Here is a 19,067-nt window from a genome sequence, read left to right as displayed (position 1 = left end):
TGAAAATGGTTCCGCGCGCGGCCGCCGCCGCGTGCTGTGAATTCAGGATTTCCTCATCCATGCGGCGTAAACGACGACGGGAGAGGCCTGCGCCTCTCCCGTCGGAGGATCCCGCCTGCGTTTTGCAAACTCAGGCCGGCGCGCGCTTGGCCACGTGCATCACCTTCGGGGTGACGAAGATCAGTAGCTCTGCCTTGGTCTTGTTGCGGCCGCGCTTCTTGAACAAGTTACCCAGGAACGGCACATCGCCCAGGAACGGCACCTTGGAGACGCTGCTGCGATCGTTGAACTCGTAGACACCACCGATCACCACCGTCTGACCATCGTCGACCAGCACGGCGGTATTGATCTCGCGGCGATTGATTTCCGGCACGGTGCCGTAGTTCTGCAAGACCACGTAGCGCTCGACTTCGTCTTTCTTGACGTTCATGTTCAAGAACACACGATTGTCGTCGGTGATGGTCGGCGTCACCTTCAGCTCCAGCAATACTTCCTTGAACTGTACGTTGGGCGTCGCCGCGGTTCCGGCGGTTCCACCGGTGATCGTGACATAGCCGATTTCCTTGCCTTGCCGGATCACTGCCTCGCGCTGGTTGGAGGTCACGATGCGCGGATTGGAAATGACTTCACCCCGCCCTTCTTCTTGCAGGGCAGACAGTTGCAGATCCAGATTGAAGTTCTTGCCGAGCAGGGTGTATGCGAGGCTGGGCAGGGTCTGCGCGCTGGTGAAGGTCGGGCCGCTCAGATCGACATTGAGGCCACGCGTATTGACGCCGCCACCGGCTGCGTTGCTTCCGACCGTGGCGACATTGTCTCCATAGGTGCGTGTTGCGCCGACACCGAACTTGGCGCCCAGGTCGCGGGCGAAGGTATCGGTGGCGATGACGATACGCCCCTCGATCAGCACCTGGTCGACCGGTCGATCGATCACATTGATCAGTTCGCGCATTTGCGCGACCTTCTTCGGGATGTCGCTGATCATCAGCGTGTTGGTGCGCTCGTCGGCGACGATGCGTCCACGCGGCGACAGGAAGCCGTTGTCGTTCTGGCTGTTGCCGTTGCTGCCGCCATTTCCACCGCCACCACCGCCGCCACCGCCGATGCCCTTGGCCTCGGTCAGCGCCTTGAAGATCGCCGTGGCGCTGTGATAGTTGATCTGCACGTAGTCGGTGATCAGGTCCTCGCGGTTCTCGATCGCGATGCGCGCGTCTTCCTTGTCCTGTTCGAACTTGGCCAATTCCTGCTGCGGCGCGACCCAGATCACCTTGCCGTCGCGGCGCTTGTCCAGGCCCTTGGCGCGCAGCACGATGTCCAGCGCCTGGTCCCACGGCACGTTGACCAGGCGCAGGGTGACGCTGCCCTGCACGGTGTCGGACGCGACGATGTTGAGATTGGATTCCTCGGCGATCAGCTGCAGCACCGTGCGCACCGGCACGTCCTGGAAGTTGAAGGTCACCGGCTTGCCGCTGTAGCCGCGCTCGGCCACCTGCGCGGCGGCCTGGCTGACCGTGGCCGCGGTGACCGCGCCGACGGCCGGCGCAGCGGCGCGCGGGGTGATCTCGACCACGTACTCGTTGCCCGACTGGTAGGCCAGCGATTCGAACGGGCCGTTGGTGCTCAGCGTCAGCTGCGCGCCGCCCGCATAGGGCTTGGCATCGATGCGCTGCACCGGGGTGGCGAAGTCGGTGACGTTGAGCGGCCGCTGCAGCTCTGGCGGCAGCATGGCATTGCCGACGTCGACCACCACGTTGTTGCCCTGGGTGCGCAGGTCCGGGCTGGCGCCGGCGCCGTTGAAGGACAGGATCAGCCGCCCCGCACCGCCGTCGCCGCGCTTGAAGTCGACCTTCGACACGGTGAGCTTGGCCGGCGTCGCCGCCGCTGCGGCGGGCGTGGCCGCAGCCGCAGTGGCCGGTGCCGCGCTGGCGACGACCGCGTTCCCGAGCATCGCCGCCAACCCCAACGCGCATAGCCGCATCGTCGCGTGGCGCCGGATGGGGCGCAGGCTCAGGGCTTTGGAAAAAGTCATCGTGCTATCCCCATAATCAATCATTGATCGTCCAGCGCGACGGAGGCGGGACGTTCCAACCAGCCGCCGGCGCCATCCGGCACCAGTTCAATCAAATCGATGCGATCCTCGTGCACCCCGGTCACGCGGCCATCGCTCTGCCCCATGTACACGCCGGGACGCACGCGGTAGGTCACCTTGTCCGGCGCCATCACCAGCGCGACCTGGCCCGCGCCACTCCCCAGCGTGCCGACCATGTTGAGGCTGTCCAGCGGGAACTGCTCCAGCGGTTCCTTGCGGCGGTTCGGGTCCGGGCGCAGGCCGCTGCTGCCGTCGGGGCTGGCCCAGGCATCGCTGAACGGATCGCGCAGGCCCTGCGCCGCATACTCGAAGGTTTCGAACTGCTGCATCACCGGCAGCGGCTCCAGCGGCTGCGCCGGCCGCGCGCGCACTTCCTTCACCCAGTTCTCCAGGTTCGGCGCATCGCCAGGCGTGCTGGTGATGCTGCGGCCGCACGCGCCGAGCACAAGCGCCAGCGCGCCCGCGGCGAGCATCCTGACAATCCGCTGCCGACTCATGCGCCACCGCCTTGCTTGCCGGCCTTCTTCGCCGCCTGCTCCTGTTCTTCCATTTCCTTGTCGTCCAGGTAGCGATAGGTCTTGACCGTACCGGACAGTTCCAGTTCGCCGCGCGCGGTGATGCCATTGCTCTTGTCGCGCGGCTTCAGGTTGATGTCGTGCATGGTCAGGATCACCACCCGCGGCAGCGACGCCACGCCGCTGACGAAGGCACCGAACTGGTGGTAGCTGCCGACCATGCGCAGGGCGATCGGCTTCTCCGCGTAGAACTCCTTCGGTGATTCCGGACCAGGCTGGAACAACTCGTTGGTCAGGCCGCTGGACAGCGCGGTCTGCGAGATGTCGATGATCAGGTCGGGCATCTCGGTCTTGCTCGGCAGCTGCCGCAGCATCTGCTGCAGCACCTTCTCCATCTGCACCAGCTGCTGCTTGAGCGGCTGCAGGTTCACCGCGCGGCCCTGTTCCTTCTCGAAGGTGGCGCGCAGCTCGGTTTCCTTCTGTTCCAGCCCTTCCAGCTCATCGCTCTTGCTGCTGATGAGCAGGAACCACGACATGGCCAGAATGAACAGGGTCACCAGCACGCAGAACACGATCTTGGCCTGCTGGGGCCAGTTGCCGATGTTGTTGAAATCCAGCTCTTTGATGTTGAATTTCTTGCTCATGACGCCGGTCCCTGTTGCGCTGGCGTGGCAGCGGGCGTCGGCGCGGCGGCCGGTGCGGGTGCGGGTGCGGCGGAACCGCCCGCGGCAGGTGCAGATGCACCCGGCGTCTGCGTCGGCATGCCAGGCGCGCCGCCCGCGGGCGCGGCGCCTGGGGTTGCGGGCGCGGCGGAGCCGGCCGGTGCTGTCGCGTCGGCCGCCGGGTCGGCGCTTTCACCCGGCACCGGCAGCTTGACCCGCAGCGTGAACACGTACGGCAGCGCCTTGGTGTCGACGATCGGACCCTTGGCTTCCTTGTCCTGGGCCTTGGCCTCGATCACGGTCAGCTCCGGATTGGTCATCCAGCCAGAGCCTTCGAGGTTGCGCATGTAGGTACTGACCCGCGCGTTGGACTGCGAGCGGCCTTCCAGGGTCAGCATGTCGCCTTCCTGCTTCACCGAGGTCAGCACCACGCCATCGGGAATGGTGCGCACCAGCGAGTCGAACAGATGCACCATCTGCGAGCGCTTGGCCTGCAGTTCCTCGATGACCTGCTTGCGCGCCAGCAGCCGGCGCTTCTTCTCGTCGAGGGTGTCGATTTCCTTGTTCTGCGCCTGGACCTTCTCGATCTCGGTCTGCAGATAGGCGTTGCGTTCGTTCTGGCCGCTGATCTGCAGGTCGTAGTAGAACCAGATCAGCCCCGCCAGCAGCACCCCGGCGAATGCGGCCAGGCCAAGCATCGAATAGAACTCGCGTTCGCGCTGCTTGCGCCGTTCCGCCCGCCAGGGCAGCAGATTGATCTTCGCCATCAGTCGAAGCTCCTCAGCGCCAGGCCGGTGGCGATCATCAGCGCCGGCGCATCCTGGGCCAGCGCATGCGCCTGGACCTTCGGGCCCAAGGTCATCTGCGCCAACGGGTTGGCGACCACCGTGGCCACGCCCAGTTGCTCCTCCACCATCTCCGGCAGCCCGGCCAGGGCGGCGCAGCCGCCGGCCAGGACGATGTGATCGACCCGGTTGAATTCGCTGCCGGCGTAGAAGAACTGCAGCAGGCGGCTGATCTGCTGCACCGTGGCTTCCTTGAACGGCTCCAGCACCTCGACCTCGTAGCTCTCCGGCAGCCCGCCCTGGCGCTTGGCCATGCCGGCTTCCTCGTAGGTCAGGCCGTAGCGGCGCATCACTTCGTCGGTCAGCTGCTTCCCGCCGAACACCTGCTCGCGGCTGTACAGGCTGCGCCCGCCGCGCAGGACATTGAGGGTGGTCATGGTGGCGCCGATGTCGACCAGGGCGACGATGCCGTCGGCTGCCACCGGCAGCTCGCTGGCCACCAGCGCGAAGGCGTTCTCGACCGCGAAGGCCTCCACGTCCATCACCTTGGCCACCAGGCCGCCCAGTTCCAGGGCCGACTGGCGCAGTTCCACGTTCTCCGAACGCGAGGCCGCCAGCAGCACCTGCACCATCTCGGGGTTGTTGGGGATGACGCCCAGCACCTCGAAATCCAGGTTCACTTCGTCGATCGGGTACGGGATGTAGTTCACCGCCTCCAGCTCGACCTGGGCTTCCAGTTCGCTCTCGTCCAGCTCGGCCGGCATCGGGATCACCTTGGTGATCACCGCCGAACCGGCCACGGCGGCCGCGGCATGCTTGGCGCGGGTGCCGGAACGGGTGACGGCGCGACGGATCGCCTCGCCCACCGCCTCGACCTCGACGATGTTCTTTTCGACCACGGCATTGGGCGGCAAGGGTTCGACGGCGTAATGCTCGACGCGGAACCGGTTGCCGTTACGCGAAAGCTGCAGCAGCTTGACCGCGGTCGAGCTGATATCGATGCCGATCAGCGGTTGCTGACTCTTTGGGATAAGCCCCACGGATTTTCCCCTGCCGGCGGGCACTTGGACGCCAATGTTGCGCCAGCGCATTAATAACAAATTTTTTGCAATTGGCAACCGCCCGGTTGCATACCGCGATCCGTGTCACGGCATGACCTGCGGCAGCAAACCCGTCGCATCCCCGGAACCGGCCCCAGCCGTTCCCCGGCGTACTCTATACTCTGCGCCCAAGAAATCTGCAATCGGAATCTCTCGCGATGCCCCGTTTTCGTCGTTGGCTGCGCTGGGCGCTGGTCACGTTCGTCCTCCTTGGCCTGGTCGGCGCCGCTGTGGCAGGCGGGCTGTACTACGTCGTTTCCTCCAAGCTCCCGGACGTGCAGACCCTGCGCAAGGTCGAACTGCAGGAGCCCATGTACGTCTATTCCAGCGACGGCAAGCTGATGGCGCTGTTCGGCGAGACCCGGCGCTACCCCATCACCATGAAGGACGTGCCGGAGCGGCTGAAGCAGGCCTTCCTGGCCACCGAGGACGCCCGCTTCTACGAGCACGGCGGCGTCGACTACAAGGGCATCGCCCGCGCGGTGTGGCTGCTGGCCACCACCAACGACAAGCGCGTGCCGGGCGGCTCCACCATCACCCAGCAAGTCGCCCGCCAGTTCTTCCTGAGTTCGGAATACAGCTACACCCGCAAGCTGGCGGAGATCCTGCTGGCGCGCAAGATCGAGGCCGAGCTCAGCAAGGACGAGATCTTCGAGCTGTATCTCAACAAGAGTTTCTTCGGCAACCGCGCCTACGGCATCGCCGCCGCCGCCGAGTACTACTACGGCAAGAAGCTCAACGAGCTGAGCCTGGACGAGATGGCCTCGCTGGCCGGCATCCCCAAGTTCCCCTCCAGCGGCAACCCGATCAGCAATCCCGAGCGCGCCAAGCAGCGCCGCGACAACTATGTGCTCAGCCGCATGGCCGCGCTGGGCTTCATCACACCGGCCGAGGCCGAGGCGGCCAAGGCGGTGCCCATGCACGCCGCGCCGCACGAGCGCCCGGTCGAGGTCGAGGCGCCGTACGTGGCCGAGCTGGTGCGCCAGGAGATGATCGCGCGCTTCGGCGGCGACGTGCTGGACAAGGGCTACCACGTCTATACCAGCATCGACTCGACCCTGCAGACCGCGGCCAACCATGCCGTGCGCGAGGGCCTGATCGTCTACGATCGTCGACATGGCTGGCATGGCGTCGAGAAGCACTTCGACGTCCCCGCCAATGCCGATGCGGCGGCGCTGGCCAGCCACCTGAGCGGCGTCTACGTGCAGGGCGGGATGCTGCCGAGCATCGTCGCCAGCACCGGCAGCGACGGCAGCGCCACCGTGGTGCTCGCCAACAAGACCGAGCTGGTGCTGCCGGTGGCCGCCAGCCGCTGGACCGGGCGCAGCCCGGCCACCCTGCTCAAGCGCGGCGACCTGGTGCGCATCCAGGCCGGCGACAAGCCGGGCGAATGGGAGATCACCCAGATCCCGCGCGGCCAGGCCGCCCTGGTCTCGCTGGACGCCAACAACGGTGCGCTGCGCGCCATGGTCGGCGGCTTCAGCTATGCCGGCAACAAGTTCAACCGCGCCACCCAGGCGCGCCGCCAGCCCGGCTCCAGCTTCAAGCCGTTCCTCTACGCGGCCTCGTTCGAGAAGGGCTTCAACCCCGCCTCGATCGTGCTCGACGCGCCGGTGGTGTTCCGCGACCGCCGCGGCAAGACCTGGTCACCGCAGAACGACGGCGGCGGCTTCCGCGGCCCGATGCGCCTGCGCGAGGCGCTGGTGCAGTCGCGCAACCTGGTCTCGGTGCGCCTGCTGGACGCCATCGGCGTGGACTTCGCGCGCAAGTACATCAGCCAGTTCGGCTTCCAGGAAGCCGAACTGCCGCCGAACCTGTCGATGTCGCTGGGCACCGCCTCGCTGACGCCGCTGTCGGTGGCGCGCGGCTACACCGTGTTCGCCAACGGCGGCTCGCTGGTCAACACCTGGATCATCGACAAGGTCACCGACCGCGATGGCAAGGTGCTGTTCCAGGAGCATCCGCTGACCGCGTGCCGCAGTTGCGGCAGCGTCGGCGGCAATGCCGCGCCGGTCAGCCAGGTGGTGGACGGCTTCAACTTCGGCGCGGCCACGCCGCCGCCGGCGGCCAAGCCGTCCGCGACCGCCGCCACGCCGGCCGCGGACGAAAAGACCCCGGCCATCGATCCGGAGGCCAAGGTCGCACCGCGCGCCATCGACGAGCGCACCGCTTATCAATTGGTGTCGATGATGCGCGACGTGGTCCAGCGCGGCACCGGCACTCCCGCCAAGGTGCTCGGCCGCGAGGACGTCGGCGGCAAGACCGGCTCCACCAACGACCACCGCGACGCCTGGTTCTCCGGCTTCGGCGGCCCGTACGTGACCACGGTCTGGGTCGGCCGCGACGACTACCGCTCGCTCGGCTACCGCGAGTACGGCGGCAAGGCGGCGCTGCCGATCTGGATCGACTACATGCGGGTGGCGCTGAAGGACCAGCCGATCGCCCGCAACGACCCGCCGGCCGGCATGGTCCAGGTCACCCTCAACGGCGCCACCGAATGGGTCAAGACCGAGGACATGGACCGAATCCAGCAGTTCGACGAAAGCCTGCAGGACCAGAAGACCGACGACGCGGCATTCGACATCTTCTGATCGCCCCGCCTCCCTCGCCCCCGGCGCCCGCCGGGGGTATTGTTTCGCCGGGCGCGCCTCGCCCGGCGGACGCCGCACCACGCAGCGCCGCCTGCTACACCTGAATTTCGCAAGGCTGCGGTACAGTCGGGGCAGGCTTTGAGGGGAGGCGCACCATGCACCACGCTCGGCAACACGCCCGGACCCGCACGCACGAACGCCGTCGCCGGCTGGCGCACGAAGCCGCGCGGCTGATGGCCGAAGGCGGCATCCGCGATTTCCATCAGGCCAAGCTCAAGGCCGCCGACCGGCTCGGCATCCACGACGATGCCTCGCTGCCGCGCAACAGCGAGATCGAGGACGCGCTGCGCGAATACCAGCGGCTGTTCGCCGGCCCGGACCATGCCGGCGAGTTGCGCCGACGGCGCGAGGCCGCGCTGCGCGCGATGGACTTCCTGCACGCGTTCGCGCCACGCCTGGCCGGCCCGGTGCACGACGGCACCGCCGACGCCAACAGCCCGGTGCAACTGCACCTGCACAGCGACGATGCCGAGGCGGTGGCGCGCTTCCTCGAAGAGCACCGCATCCCGGCCGAGTTGCGCAGCCGTCGCCTGCGCCTGGACCGCGAGCGCAGCGAGGACTTCCCGGTGTGGCTGTTCACCGCCGAGGAGCTGACCTTCGACCTGACCGTGCTCCCCTACGACGCGCTGCGCCAGGCGCCGTTGTCGCAGGTGGACGAGAAGCCGATGCGGCGCGCCTCGATGCCGCAACTGCGGCAACTGCTGACCGAGCAGGACATCGCCGACTACCAGGCCGGCTGAACGCGCAGCGCGCCGCGTCGCGGATGCGGACGGTGGACGCGATGGGCGTGGCACCTTTGGGCCGGCGCCCGCACACAGGCTTGCAGCGCGCACCATGAGTCAGCTGACGGCCCCCTTTCCGGCTTCGGCCCCGCCACAAACGAAAAACGCCCCGCAAAGCGGGGCGTTCCGGACAGCCTTGCGGGCGATCGATCAGCGCTTGTCGGCGCTGGTGTAGTCGCGCTTGTCGTAGCCGGTGTAGATCTGGCGCGGGCGGCCGATCTTCATTTCCGGGTCGACCTGCTGCTCCAGCCAGTGCGAGACCCAGCCGGCGGTGCGGGCGATGGCGAACATCACGGTGAACATCTCCACCGGAATGTTCAGCGCCTTGTAGATGATGCCCGAGTAGAAGTCGACGTTCGGGTACAGCTTGCGCTGCACGAAGTAGTCGTCCTTCAGCGCGGCCTCTTCCAGCTTCAGGGCCACTTCCAGCAGCGGGTCGTTGACGCCCAGCTCGCCCAGCACCTTGTGGGTCATCTCGCGGATGATCTTCGCGCGCGGGTCGAAGTTCTTGTACACGCGGTGGCCGAAGCCCATCAGGCGGAAGCTCGAGTTCTTGTCCTTGGCCTTGGCCACGGCGCTCTCGACGTTGTCGGCGGTGCCGATCTCTTCCAGCATCTTCAGCACGGCTTCGTTGGCGCCGCCGTGCGCCGGGCCCCACAGCGCGGTGATGCCCGCGGCAACCGAGGCGTACGGGTTGGCGCCGGTGGAACCGACCAGGCGCACGGTCGAGGTCGAGGCGTTCTGCTCGTGGTCGGCGTGCAGGATGAACAGCAGGTCCAGGGCCTTGGCCACGACCGGGTTCATCTGCAGCTGCTCGCTGGGCACTTCGAACATCATGTGCAGGAAGCGCTCGACATAGCCGAGGTTGTTGCGCGGGTAGCGGATCGGCCAGCCGATCGAGTAGCGGTAGGCGGCGGCGGCGATGGTCGGCACCTTGGCGATCAGGCGGATCGCGGCCAGGCGGCGCTGCTCCGGATCGTTGAGGTCGAGGGTGTCATGGTAGAACGCCGACAGCGAGGCCACGGTGCCGGCCATCATCGCCATCGGGTGCGCGTCGTGACGGAAGCCGCCGAGGAAGTTCTTCAGCGACTCGTGCATCATCGTGTGATGCGTCACTTCGTGGTCGAACTTCTTGAATTCGTCGGCGGTGGGCAGCTCGCCGTTCATCAGCAGGTAGGCCACTTCGAGGAAGTTGGACTTCTCGGCCAGCTGCTCGATCGGGTAGCCGCGGTACAGCAGCACGCCGTTGTCGCCGTCGATGTAGGTGATCGCCGACTTGCAGCTGGCGGTCGCGGTGAAGCCCGAGTCGTAGGTGAAGAGACCGGTCTCCTTGGTCAACTTGGAAATGTCGACGCAATCGTTGCCCAGGGTGGGCTTGAGTACCGGAAGAACGACCGACTTGTCGCCGGCGTTCAACGTGACCTGATCAAGATCGGACACAGTGTGCGCTCCTCGATGGAAGGCGCCTGTCCGATTACGTTGCGAACAGACGCGTGAAGGAAGTCCACGGCAATCGCCACGGATCGCGCCATTATCGCACAGCAGCATTTGCGTCGTCGCTCACCCCTCATGCCGCACGATGGCGGCAGGAAAGCGACACAGCGTTGCATCCTCGCCGCACTTTCACGGGAAGATGACACCGGCGCGGCCGCGCCGGGAAGAGACCATGCAGCGGATAGCAAAACGGCCGCGCAAGCGGCCGTCGCTTTACATCCGTTCGACGGTTCCGATCAGCGCGCGTAGCGCTTCTGGAACTTGTCGATGCGGCCGCTGGTGTCGATGACCTTGTGCTTGCCCGTGTAGAACGGGTGCGAAGCCGAGGAAATTTCGACCTTGATCAGCGGATACTCTTCGCCGTCCTCCCACTTGACCGTCTCTTTCGAGGACATGGTCGAACGGGTCAGGATCTTGAAATCGGAAGTGACATCGTGGAACACGACGTCGCGGTACTGGGGATGGATGTCGGCCTTCATGGGCTCGCACCGTAGGTGGCTGCTGGACAAGAGGGAAACTATAACAGCCCTGCCGCCCTCCACGCAACGTTTACGTCGCGACAGATGCGGTGGCAGCGCCCCGGGGGCCCTGCTCCGGGAGATCCCGCCCGGGTGCGGGCGGGATCGGCAGGCTCAGCCGGCGCCGACGGCTGCCCGCGCCAGGCCCAGGAAGCGGGCGTGGTCGTAGCGGATCAGCATGGTCGCGTTGTCCGGCAGGCCCAGCTGGCGGTTCCAGTCGACCAGGGTGGCGCCGCGGGTATGCACCCCGGACAGCTCGATCTGCATCGGGCGCGCCTGCACCTCCTGGGCACCGTCGGGCTGCAGCGCCCAGGCCATCGCCAGTGCGTCGGCGGCATACCAGTGTTCGCCGCGCGCGTCTTCCGACCACAGCCGGGTCTTGCGCGAGATCAGCTCGTAGAAGCGCGCCTTCGGCGCATCCACCGCCAGCCACTGCTCGACCTCGCGGTGCGGCAGGCCATGCGCCACGGTCGCCTCCCAATCCGCCACCTCGATGTGCGGGAACGCCTTGAACACGATGTGCGCCGCCTCCGGGTCGAAGGCGATGTTGAACTCGGCGGCCGGGGTGATGTTGCCGTGGCAGGTGATCGCCCCGCCCATCACCAGGAAGCGGCCGACGCGCTGCGGCAGGGTCGGGTCCAGCTTCAGCGCCAGCGCGATGTTGGTCAGCGGCCCCAGCGCGACCAGCAGCAGGCGCCCGGCATACTGGTGCGACAGGCGCAAGATCGCCAGCGCGGCATGCTCGGCCTCGGCGCCGCGCGCGGCCGCCGGCAGGTCGACATCGCCGAAGCCGTCCTGGCCATGCACGTGCCCGGCGTCCACCGAGGGATGCAGCAGCGGATCGGCGCAGCCGGCGAACACCGGCACATCCTCGCGCCCGGCCACTTCGCACAGCTTCAGCGCATTGCGCACGGTGTGGCGCAGGCCGACGTTGCCGGCGGCGATGGTCAGCCCGACCACCTCGTGGCGCGGATCGGCGAACGCCATCAGCAGCGCCAGCGCATCGTCCACGCCGGGGTCGGTATCGATCAACAGGGGAATCTTGTCGCTCATGCGTCGCTTCGCTCGTCCATTCGGCCGCCGAGTCTGGCACTGCCGGGCAGGCATGGGAAGGCGCGGGGATTGGGGAGTCGGGATGACCAGCCATTCGGCTGTTGAAAGCGGGGATTCGCAGAGGCTGCGCCACCGCTGTTCGTCGTAGGAGCGGCTTCAGCCGCGACCGGGCGTTACCAGGACAGCCCCATCGCGGCTGAAGCCGCTCCTACGAGAAAGACGTGGCGATATCGCGTTTGCGAATCCCCAATCCCCAATGCCGAATCCCCGCCCCCTCACGCCCCGGCGAACCGCACCGCGCCGCCGACCCAGCGCGCGACGATGCGGTCGGCCAGGACCGGCGCCTCCTCCAGCAGCCGGTCGGCCAGGGCGTGCACGCGCGGCAGCAGGCCGGCGTCGCGGGCCAGGTCAGCCACGCGGAACGCGGCCAGGCCGGTCTGGCGGGTGCCGAGCAGTTCGCCGGGGCCGCGCAGTTCCAGGTCCTTTTCGGCGATGACGAAGCCGTCGTTGGTCTGGCGCATGGTTTCCAGGCGCTGCCGCGCCATCGCCGACAGCGGCGCCTGGTACATCAGCACGCAACTCGACGCCGACGCACCGCGCCCGACCCGGCCGCGCAGCTGGTGCAACTGCGCCAGGCCCAGGCGTTCGGCGTTCTCGATGATCATCAGCGAAGCGTTGGGCACGTCCACGCCGACCTCGATGACCGTGGTGGCGACAAGCAGGTCGATCTCGCCCTGCTTGAACGCGCGCATCGCCGCCTGCTTCTCCGCCGGCTTCATGCGCCCATGCACCAGGCCCACGCGCAGTTCCGGCAACTGCGCCGACAGCGCCTCGAAGGTAGCCTGCGCGGCACTGGCCTCGAGCCGTTGGCCGGCGCCGGCCTGCGCGGGTTTCTCGCTGTCCTCGGCCTCTTCGATCAGCGTGCAGACCCAGTAGGCCTGCCGGCCTTCGGCACAGGCCACGCGGATGCGCTGCACCAGTTCGGGACGGCGCTCGGCGTTGAGCACGATGGTCTGCACCGGGGTGCGCCCCGGCGGCAGTTCGTCGATCGAGGAAACATCCAGGTCGGCATACGCGGCCATCGCCAGCGTGCGCGGGATCGGCGTGGCGGTCATCACCAACTGGTGCGGCACGCCCGCGCCCGAGGCGCCCTTGTCGCGCAGCGCCAGCCGCTGGTGCACGCCGAAGCGGTGCTGCTCGTCGACGATGGCCAGGGCCAGGTCGTGGAAGCGCACCGCCTCCTGCATCAGCGCATGCGTGCCGACCACCACCTGCGCCTCGCCGGAGGCGATCTGCGCCAGGGTTGCGCTGCGCGCCTTGCCGGTGACCTTGCCGGCCAGCCAGGCCACGCGCACGCCCAGCGGCTCCAGCCAACCGCGCAGGTTGGCCAGATGCTGCTCGGCGAGCAGTTCGGTGGGCGCCGCCAGCGCCGCCTGCTTGCGCTTGTCCACCGCCAGCATCGCCGCCAGCGCGGCGACCACGGTCTTGCCGCTGCCGACGTCGCCCTGCACCAGCCGCAGCATCGGCGCCGACCGCTCCAGATCGGCGCGGATCTGCGCGAACACGCGCTGCTGCGCGCCTGTCAGTTGGAACGGCAGCGACTGCTGCAGGCGCTTGGCCAGCAGCCCGCGACCGCGCAGCGACGGCGCCGGCTGGCACTGCAGGGCGATGCGCTGGCGCCGCAGGCTCAGGTGATGCGCGAGCAACTCCTCCAGCGCCAGGCGCTGCTGCGCCGGATGCAGGCCGGCGGCGAGCGCGGCCAGATCGGCCTGCGGCGGCGGCCGGTGCGCGACCAGCAGCGCGCTGCGCAACGAAGGCAAGCCGAGTTCGGCCAGCAACGACGCCGGCAGCAGTTCCAGCGCCGCCTCCTCGGGCAGACGGTCCAGCGCCTGGCCGATCAGCCGGCGTACGGTCGCCGGGCCGACGCCCTCCACCGCCGGGTACACCGGATCCAGGCGATCACCCAACGCCGCGTCGTCGTCCTCGCCGAGGATCTGATAGCTGGGATGCACGAACTCCAGCCCGTGCTGGCCCGGCTTGGGCGTGCCGAAGGCGCGCAAGCGCGCACCGACCGCGAACTGCGCCGCCTGCGCCGCACGGAACTGGAAGAAGCGCAGCACAAGGGTGCCGCGCGAGTCGTCGGCCACCGCCACGCGCAGCATCGGCCGGTAGCGGAAGCCACGGTCCACCGCCTGCACCCGCCCCTCGATCTGCGCGGGCACGCCGGGTTGCAGCGCCGCCACCGTGGTCAGGCGGGTGCGATCCTCATAGCGCAGCGGCAGGTGCAGCCACAGGTCCTGCAGCGTGGACAGGCCGCGCGCGGCGAATTTCTCCGCCAGCTTGGGTCCGACGCCGGGCAGCGTGGTCAGCGGCACCTCGCCTGCCGCCGACAGCGCCGGCGCCGGAACCTGCACGCGCGGCACGGCGGGGGATCAGTCCAGCACCATCACCGCGTCCACTTCGAAGCCCGCGCCCTTGGGCAGGGCCGAGACTTCGATGGTGGAACGCGCGGGGAACGGCGCCTGGAAGTAGTCCTGCATCACCGCGTTGACCTGCGCGAACTGCGCCAGGTCGGTGAGATACAGCCCCAGGCGCACGATGCGATCCAGCGAGCCGCCGGCCGCCTCGGCCACCGCCTGCAGGTTGTCGAAGGCGCGGCGCGCCTGCGCGGCGATGTCGCCGGCGACGATCTCGCCGGTGGCCGGATCCAGCGGGATCTGCCCGGAGAAGTACACGGTGTTGCCGGCGCGCACGGCCTGCGAATACGGACCGATCGCGGCCGGTGCACGGTCGGTATGGATGATCTGGCGGGACATGGCGACTCCGTTGGAAGAATGTCCGCCTAGTTTAGCTGGCGCGCGCGATTGGGGATTGGGGATTGGGGATTCGGGAACAGCGTGACGGCGGGACACGCCGCGGTGCCTGCTTTCAGAAGATTTACGTAGGAGCGGCTTCAGCCGCGACGCCTCACCGATAAAGCGTCGCGGCTGAAGCCGCTCCTACGACGCCAGGGCCAGGCCCGCGTCGAATCCCCAATCCCAACCCCCCAATCCCGGCACCACCTACTGGCGCCGCACGCTCTGCACCGCATTCAAGCGCCGCAGCCGGCGCATCACCTCGGCCAGGTGGTTGCGGTCGCGCACCTGGATGTTGAAGCGCAGCACCGCGGCGTTGAAGTCGCGGTCCAGGTAGTCGACGCGCTCGATGTTGGACTGGCTCTGCGCGATCGCCGCGGCCAGTTGCGCCAGCACGCCGGTGCGGTTTTCCACGTCCACCACCAGCGCGGTGTCGTAGTCGCCGATGACGCTGGTATCCCAGCCGATCGGCACCCAGCGCTCCGGCGATTTGCGCAGTTCGGCCAGGTTCGGACAGTCCAGCCGATGCACCACGATGCCCTTGCCGGCGGTGTGATAACCCATGATCTCGTCGCCGGGAATCGGCTGGCAGCAGTTGGCGAAGCTGACCACGCCGCGCTCGGTGCCATTGATCAGGATCTTTTCCTGCGAATGCTTGGAGTGACCGCCGCCGCGCAGTTCGGCATACGCCATCAGCGCCTGCGCGGCCTGGTTGGGCATCCAGTTGCCCAGCGCCACGTCGGCCAGCAGGGCTTCCAGGCGCGGGTAGCGGTGCTCGCTGAGGAAGGAGTCCAGGCGCCCCTTGGGCAGCCGTTCCAGCGAACTGTCCATCGCCTCCAGCGCGCGGTCGAGCATGCGGTGGCCGAGCTGCACCGCGTCCTCGTGCTCGAGCTGCTTGAGCTGGTGGCGGATCGCGGTGCGCGCCTTGCTGCTGACCACGAACTCCAGCCACTGCGGCTTGGGCGTGGCCGAGCGCGCGGTGATCACTTCCACCGTCTGTCCGCTGACCAGCTTGGTGCGCAACGGCACCAGCTTCTTGTCCACGCGCGAGGCCACCGCGCGATTGCCGACGTCGGTGTGTACCGCATAGGCGAAGTCCAGCGCGGTCGAGTTGCGCGGCAGCGCCAGGATCTTGCCCTTGGGCGTGAACAGGTAGACCTCGTCCGGGAACAGGTCGACCTTGACGTTGTCCAGGAACTCCAGCGACGAGCCGGCGGCGCGCTGCGATTCGATCAGTTCGACGATCCACGCGTGCGCGCGGCTCTGCGCGCTGTTGGGCGAATCGCCGCCGAACTTGTAGGTCCAGTGCGCGGCGACGCCGCGCTCGGCGATCAGGTCCATCTCCTCGGTACGGATCTGCACTTCGATCGGCGAGCCGTAGGGCCCGAACAGCACCGTGTGCAGCGACTGGTAACCGTTGGCCTTGGGAATGGCGATGAAGTCGCGGAAGCGCGCATCCAGCGGCTTGAAGGTCGCGTGCACCGCGCCGAGCGCGTGATAGCAGTCCGGCACGCCCCGCACCACCAGGCGGAAGCCGAACACGTCCATTACCTGGTCGAACGATTTGTTCTCGTCGCGCATCTTGTTGTAGATGCTCCACGGGGTCTTGATCCGGCTGACCAACCGGTGTTCCAGCCCTTCCTTGGCCAGGCGCTGCGACAATTGCACCTCCACCTGCGCCATCGACTCGCGGCGCACCACCGGCTGGCTGCGGATGTGTTTTTCGATGATCGCGTGGCGCCACGGATGCAGCGCGCGGAAGCCGAGATTCTGCAGCTCGGACTTCATCAGGCTCATGCCCAGGCGCTGGGCGATCGGCGCGTAGATCTCCAGGGTCTCGCGGGCGATGCGGCTGCGCGCCTCGGCGCTCTGCGCGCCCAGCGTGCGCATGTTGTGCAGGCGGTCGGCGAGCTTGATCATGATCACGCGCAGGTCGCGCGACATCGCCAGCAGCATCTTGCGGAAGCTCTCGGCGGCCGCTTCCTGGCGGTCGCGGAACTTGAGCTTGTCCAGCTTGGTGACGCCGTCGACCAGTTCCGCCACCGCCTCGCCAAACTCGGCGGCCAGTTCGGCGCGGGTCAGCGGGGTGTCCTCGATGGTGTCGTGCAGGATCGCCGCGATCAGCGCCTCCACGTCCAGGCCGAGTTCGGCCAGCACCCCGGCCACCGCCACCGGATGGGTGATGTAGGGCTCGCCGGACTTGCGGGTCTGCCCCGCGTGCGCGGCCGCGCCGACCTCCCACGCACGGCGCAGCAGCGGGATCTGCTCGGCGGGCAGATAGCTGGCGCTGCGTTCGAGCTGCAGGACGTAGTCGGGGACCGCCTCGTCGGCCGACGGCGGCGCGGCACTGGCGACCTGGGCAGAAGGGCCTGGGTTCATGCGGAAAGACTATGCCAGCGGCGCGTGGACGGCAAACCCGCAAAACGAAACAGCCCGCGGATGCGGGCTGTTCGCAGGACGATCGCGACGCGGGGACGCGATCAGTCGTCGTTCTTGGACATGTCCTCGTCGGCCACCACCTCGGCCGCGGCCCATTCCAGGGCTTCGCGCTCGGCGCGCTCGCGCTCGGCCTTCTCGACCTCGTCGATCAGCGCATTGTCGATCTTGCGCGCGGCGATCTCGCGCAGCGCCAGCACGGTCGGCTTGTCGGCCGATTCGGTGTTGTCGAGGGTGGCCTGCACGCCGTTGGCGAGCTGGCGGGCGCGCTTGGACGCCATCATGACCAGTTCGAAACGGTTGTTAACGACTTCCAGGCAATCTTCTACGGTGATGCGGGCCATGCGGGCTCCCGGCGGGCCGGCAACGGCCACGCGTTCGAATGAGGGAAAGGGCGGGGATTGTAGGGCGGACGCCGCCCAAGATCAACCCCACCCCATTCAGTTCCCTTTGGAATCAGCCAGTTGGCTGTTCCTGCAGGAGGGTGGCGATCAGCGCGGCATGGCGCTGCTGCTGCGGCAGCCTGCGCAGGCGGCTGGCGACGAAGATCGCGCACATCTCGTCCACGGCGGTGTCGAAGTGCTCATTGACGATCACGTAGTCGAAGTCGGCGTAGTGCGACATCTCTTCCCGCGCGGCGGCCAGCCGCTGCGCGATCACCGCCTCGCTGTCCTGGCCGCGCTTGCGCATGCGCTGCTGCAGCGCCTCGCGCGAGGGCGGCAGGATGAACACGCTGACCGCGTCCGGCACCTTGGCCCGCACCTGGCGGGCGCCCTGCCAGTCGATCTCCAGCAGCACGTCGTGACCGGCAGCCAGCTGCGGCTCCACCGACTGCCGCGCGGTGCCCTTCCAGTCGCCGTGCACGCGGGCGTACTCGAAGAAGTCGCCGGCATCGATCATGCGCTGGAATTCGTCGGCGGAGACGAAATGATAGTGCTCGGCATGGCGTTCGCCCGGGCGCGGCGCACGCGAGGTGAACGAGATCGACAGCGCGATCTGCGGATCGCGCGCCAGGGTGGCGTTGACGATGCTGCTCTTGCCGGCGCCAGAGGGGGCCGCCACGATGTAAAGAGTGCCGCGCATAGGATCAGGGGTTCGGGATTGGGGAGTCGGGATTCGCGAGCGAAGCCGCGGGCCGATACCCACGGGGTCGATATGCTACCCGGTATTGGGTCCGACCCGGCCAACGCCGGGATCCGCCGTACCAATCCCCAATCCCGACTCCCGCCATCCCGGCTACTCCAGGTTCTGCACCTGCTCGCGGATCTGGTCGATCAGCACCTTCAGTTCCACTGCGGCGTTGGAGGTGCGGCTGTCCACCGACTTCGAGCCCAGGGTGTTGGCCTCGCGGTTGAACTCCTGCAGCAGGAAGTCCAGGCGCCGGCCAGCCGGTTCCGGCTGGCGCAGCACCCGGCGCAGTTCCTTGATGTGGCTGCCGAGCCGGTCCAGTTCCTCGTCCACGTCGAGCTTCTGCAGCCACAGCACCAGTTCCTGCTCGGCGCGGCCGGGGTCGACCGGATGCGGCAGGTCGGCCAGGCGCGCCGCCAGCTTGGCGCGCTGGCCGTCGCGGATGGCCGGGATCAGCGTGCGCACCTCGCCGGCGATGCGTTCCACCGCATCGACCCGCTCGACGATAGCCGCGGCCAGCTTGCCGCCCTCGCGCTCGCGCGCGGCGACGAACTCGGCCAGCACCTCGTCCAGCAGTTCCAGCGCCTGCGCCTGCAGCGCCGCCGGATCGACGCTCTGCCCCTGCAACACGCCGGGCAACTGCAGCAGGTCGACGAACTGCACCTGCATCTGCGCAAAACGCGCGCCCAGCCGCTGCGCCAGCACGCCCAGCTGCTCGACCAGGGCCTCGTTCACCGCCAGGGTCTGCGCCGCGTCCGGCGCGCGCAGGCGCAGCATCAGGTCGAGCTTGCCGCGGCTGATCCGCGCGGCCACGCGTTCACGCAGTTGCGGCTCCAGCGCGCGCAACTCCTCCGGCAGGCGCACGCCCACCTCCAGGAAACGGTGGTTGACCGAGCGCAGCTCGCACCCCAGCGTGCCCCAGGGAGTGATGCGCTCGGCGCCGGCGTAGGCGGTCATGCTGCGGATCATGCGGTGTTCCAATGCGGACAAGGGGCGGATGTT

At 67.9% G+C, this 19,067-nt stretch carries 16 protein-coding genes; 2 read left to right on the top strand and 14 right to left on the bottom strand.

The window, feature by feature from the left end; translation table 11 throughout:
* Window positions 1-130: 130 nt before the first annotated feature.
* Genes NUG21_RS05225 through NUG21_RS05205 form a run of 5 tightly spaced genes read right to left on the bottom strand, consistent with a single transcriptional unit; the run spans window position 131 to window position 5,088 of the window.
* On the bottom strand, window positions 131-2,026 hold the full coding sequence (locus tag NUG21_RS05225; protein ID WP_263392466.1) for a type IV pilus secretin PilQ: 1,896 nt from the start codon (window positions 2,024-2,026) through the stop codon (window positions 131-133).
* A 20-nt stretch (window positions 2,027-2,046) separates the two neighbouring features.
* The gene (locus NUG21_RS05220; RefSeq protein ID WP_160947502.1) at window positions 2,047-2,583 is read right to left on the bottom strand and encodes a pilus assembly protein PilP; all 537 of its coding nucleotides are present in this window, start codon (window positions 2,581-2,583) and stop codon (window positions 2,047-2,049) included.
* On the bottom strand, window positions 2,580-3,245 hold the full coding sequence (locus NUG21_RS05215) for a type IV pilus inner membrane component PilO (protein WP_184502654.1): 666 nt from the start codon (window positions 3,243-3,245) through the stop codon (window positions 2,580-2,582). The genes NUG21_RS05220 and NUG21_RS05215 overlap by 4 nt, the downstream gene beginning before the upstream one ends.
* Window positions 3,242-4,030: a PilN domain-containing protein gene (locus tag NUG21_RS05210; protein WP_263392465.1), complete on the bottom strand. Its 789-nt coding sequence runs from the start codon at window positions 4,028-4,030 to the stop codon at window positions 3,242-3,244. The genes NUG21_RS05215 and NUG21_RS05210 overlap by 4 nt, the downstream gene beginning before the upstream one ends.
* Entirely contained in the window at window positions 4,030-5,088 is a 1,059-nt protein-coding gene (locus NUG21_RS05205; protein ID WP_017908825.1) for a pilus assembly protein PilM, read from the bottom strand. The genes NUG21_RS05210 and NUG21_RS05205 overlap by 1 nt, the downstream gene beginning before the upstream one ends.
* A 218-nt stretch (window positions 5,089-5,306) precedes the next feature.
* Here NUG21_RS05205 and NUG21_RS05200 point away from each other — a divergent pair, with 218 nt between their 5' ends.
* Both NUG21_RS05200 and NUG21_RS05195 read left to right on the top strand, forming a co-directional pair.
* Window positions 5,307-7,739 carry a penicillin-binding protein 1A gene (locus tag NUG21_RS05200; RefSeq protein WP_263392464.1) on the top strand — a complete coding sequence of 811 codons (2,433 nt, stop codon included), beginning with the start codon at window positions 5,307-5,309 and terminating at the stop codon, window positions 7,737-7,739.
* A gap of 155 nt (window positions 7,740-7,894) precedes the next feature.
* Complete coding sequence (locus NUG21_RS05195) at window positions 7,895-8,539, top strand: hypothetical protein (RefSeq protein ID WP_160947499.1); 645 nt, start codon at window positions 7,895-7,897, stop codon at window positions 8,537-8,539.
* 192 nt (window positions 8,540-8,731) lie between these two features.
* Here NUG21_RS05195 and NUG21_RS05190 read toward each other — a convergent pair whose 3' ends face one another.
* The 9 genes from NUG21_RS05190 to NUG21_RS05150 all read right to left on the bottom strand — a co-directional run bounded on the left by NUG21_RS05190 (window position 8,732) and on the right by NUG21_RS05150 (window position 19,034).
* Complete coding sequence (locus tag NUG21_RS05190; protein WP_026143410.1) at window positions 8,732-10,021, bottom strand: citrate synthase; 1,290 nt, start codon at window positions 10,019-10,021, stop codon at window positions 8,732-8,734.
* Between the two features lie 290 nt (window positions 10,022-10,311).
* Window positions 10,312-10,554: a type B 50S ribosomal protein L31 gene (locus NUG21_RS05185; RefSeq protein ID WP_010341537.1), complete on the bottom strand. Its 243-nt coding sequence runs from the start codon at window positions 10,552-10,554 to the stop codon at window positions 10,312-10,314.
* Window positions 10,555-10,707: 153 nt separating this feature from the next.
* Window positions 10,708-11,646: a nucleoside hydrolase gene (locus tag NUG21_RS05180; RefSeq protein ID WP_242160571.1), complete on the bottom strand. Its 939-nt coding sequence runs from the start codon at window positions 11,644-11,646 to the stop codon at window positions 10,708-10,710.
* A gap of 275 nt (window positions 11,647-11,921) precedes the next feature.
* Complete coding sequence (gene recG, locus NUG21_RS05175; RefSeq protein ID WP_263392463.1) at window positions 11,922-14,069, bottom strand: ATP-dependent DNA helicase RecG; 2,148 nt, start codon at window positions 14,067-14,069, stop codon at window positions 11,922-11,924.
* Between the two features lie 9 nt (window positions 14,070-14,078).
* Window positions 14,079-14,462: a RidA family protein gene (locus NUG21_RS05170; RefSeq protein ID WP_010341827.1), complete on the bottom strand. Its 384-nt coding sequence runs from the start codon at window positions 14,460-14,462 to the stop codon at window positions 14,079-14,081.
* A gap of 246 nt (window positions 14,463-14,708) precedes the next feature.
* Window positions 14,709-16,880: a RelA/SpoT family protein gene (locus NUG21_RS05165; RefSeq protein ID WP_019797021.1), complete on the bottom strand. Its 2,172-nt coding sequence runs from the start codon at window positions 16,878-16,880 to the stop codon at window positions 14,709-14,711.
* A 101-nt stretch (window positions 16,881-16,981) separates the two neighbouring features.
* The gene (gene rpoZ, locus NUG21_RS05160; protein ID WP_010343101.1) at window positions 16,982-17,281 is read right to left on the bottom strand and encodes a DNA-directed RNA polymerase subunit omega; all 300 of its coding nucleotides are present in this window, start codon (window positions 17,279-17,281) and stop codon (window positions 16,982-16,984) included.
* A gap of 112 nt (window positions 17,282-17,393) precedes the next feature.
* Window positions 17,394-18,020 (bottom strand): guanylate kinase, encoded by a 627-nt coding sequence (gene gmk / locus NUG21_RS05155; protein WP_019797020.1) that lies wholly within the window; start codon window positions 18,018-18,020, stop codon window positions 17,394-17,396.
* A gap of 153 nt (window positions 18,021-18,173) precedes the next feature.
* Window positions 18,174-19,034 (bottom strand): YicC/YloC family endoribonuclease, encoded by an 861-nt coding sequence (locus NUG21_RS05150; protein ID WP_242080501.1) that lies wholly within the window; start codon window positions 19,032-19,034, stop codon window positions 18,174-18,176.
* Window positions 19,035-19,067 lie beyond the last annotated feature (33 nt).

Origin of the sequence: Xanthomonas sp. CFBP 8445 (assembly GCF_025666235.1) — a bacterium.
GTDB lineage: Bacteria > Pseudomonadota > Gammaproteobacteria > Xanthomonadales > Xanthomonadaceae > Xanthomonas_A > Xanthomonas_A indica.
This window is presented reverse-complemented; position numbering and strand designations above follow the sequence as displayed.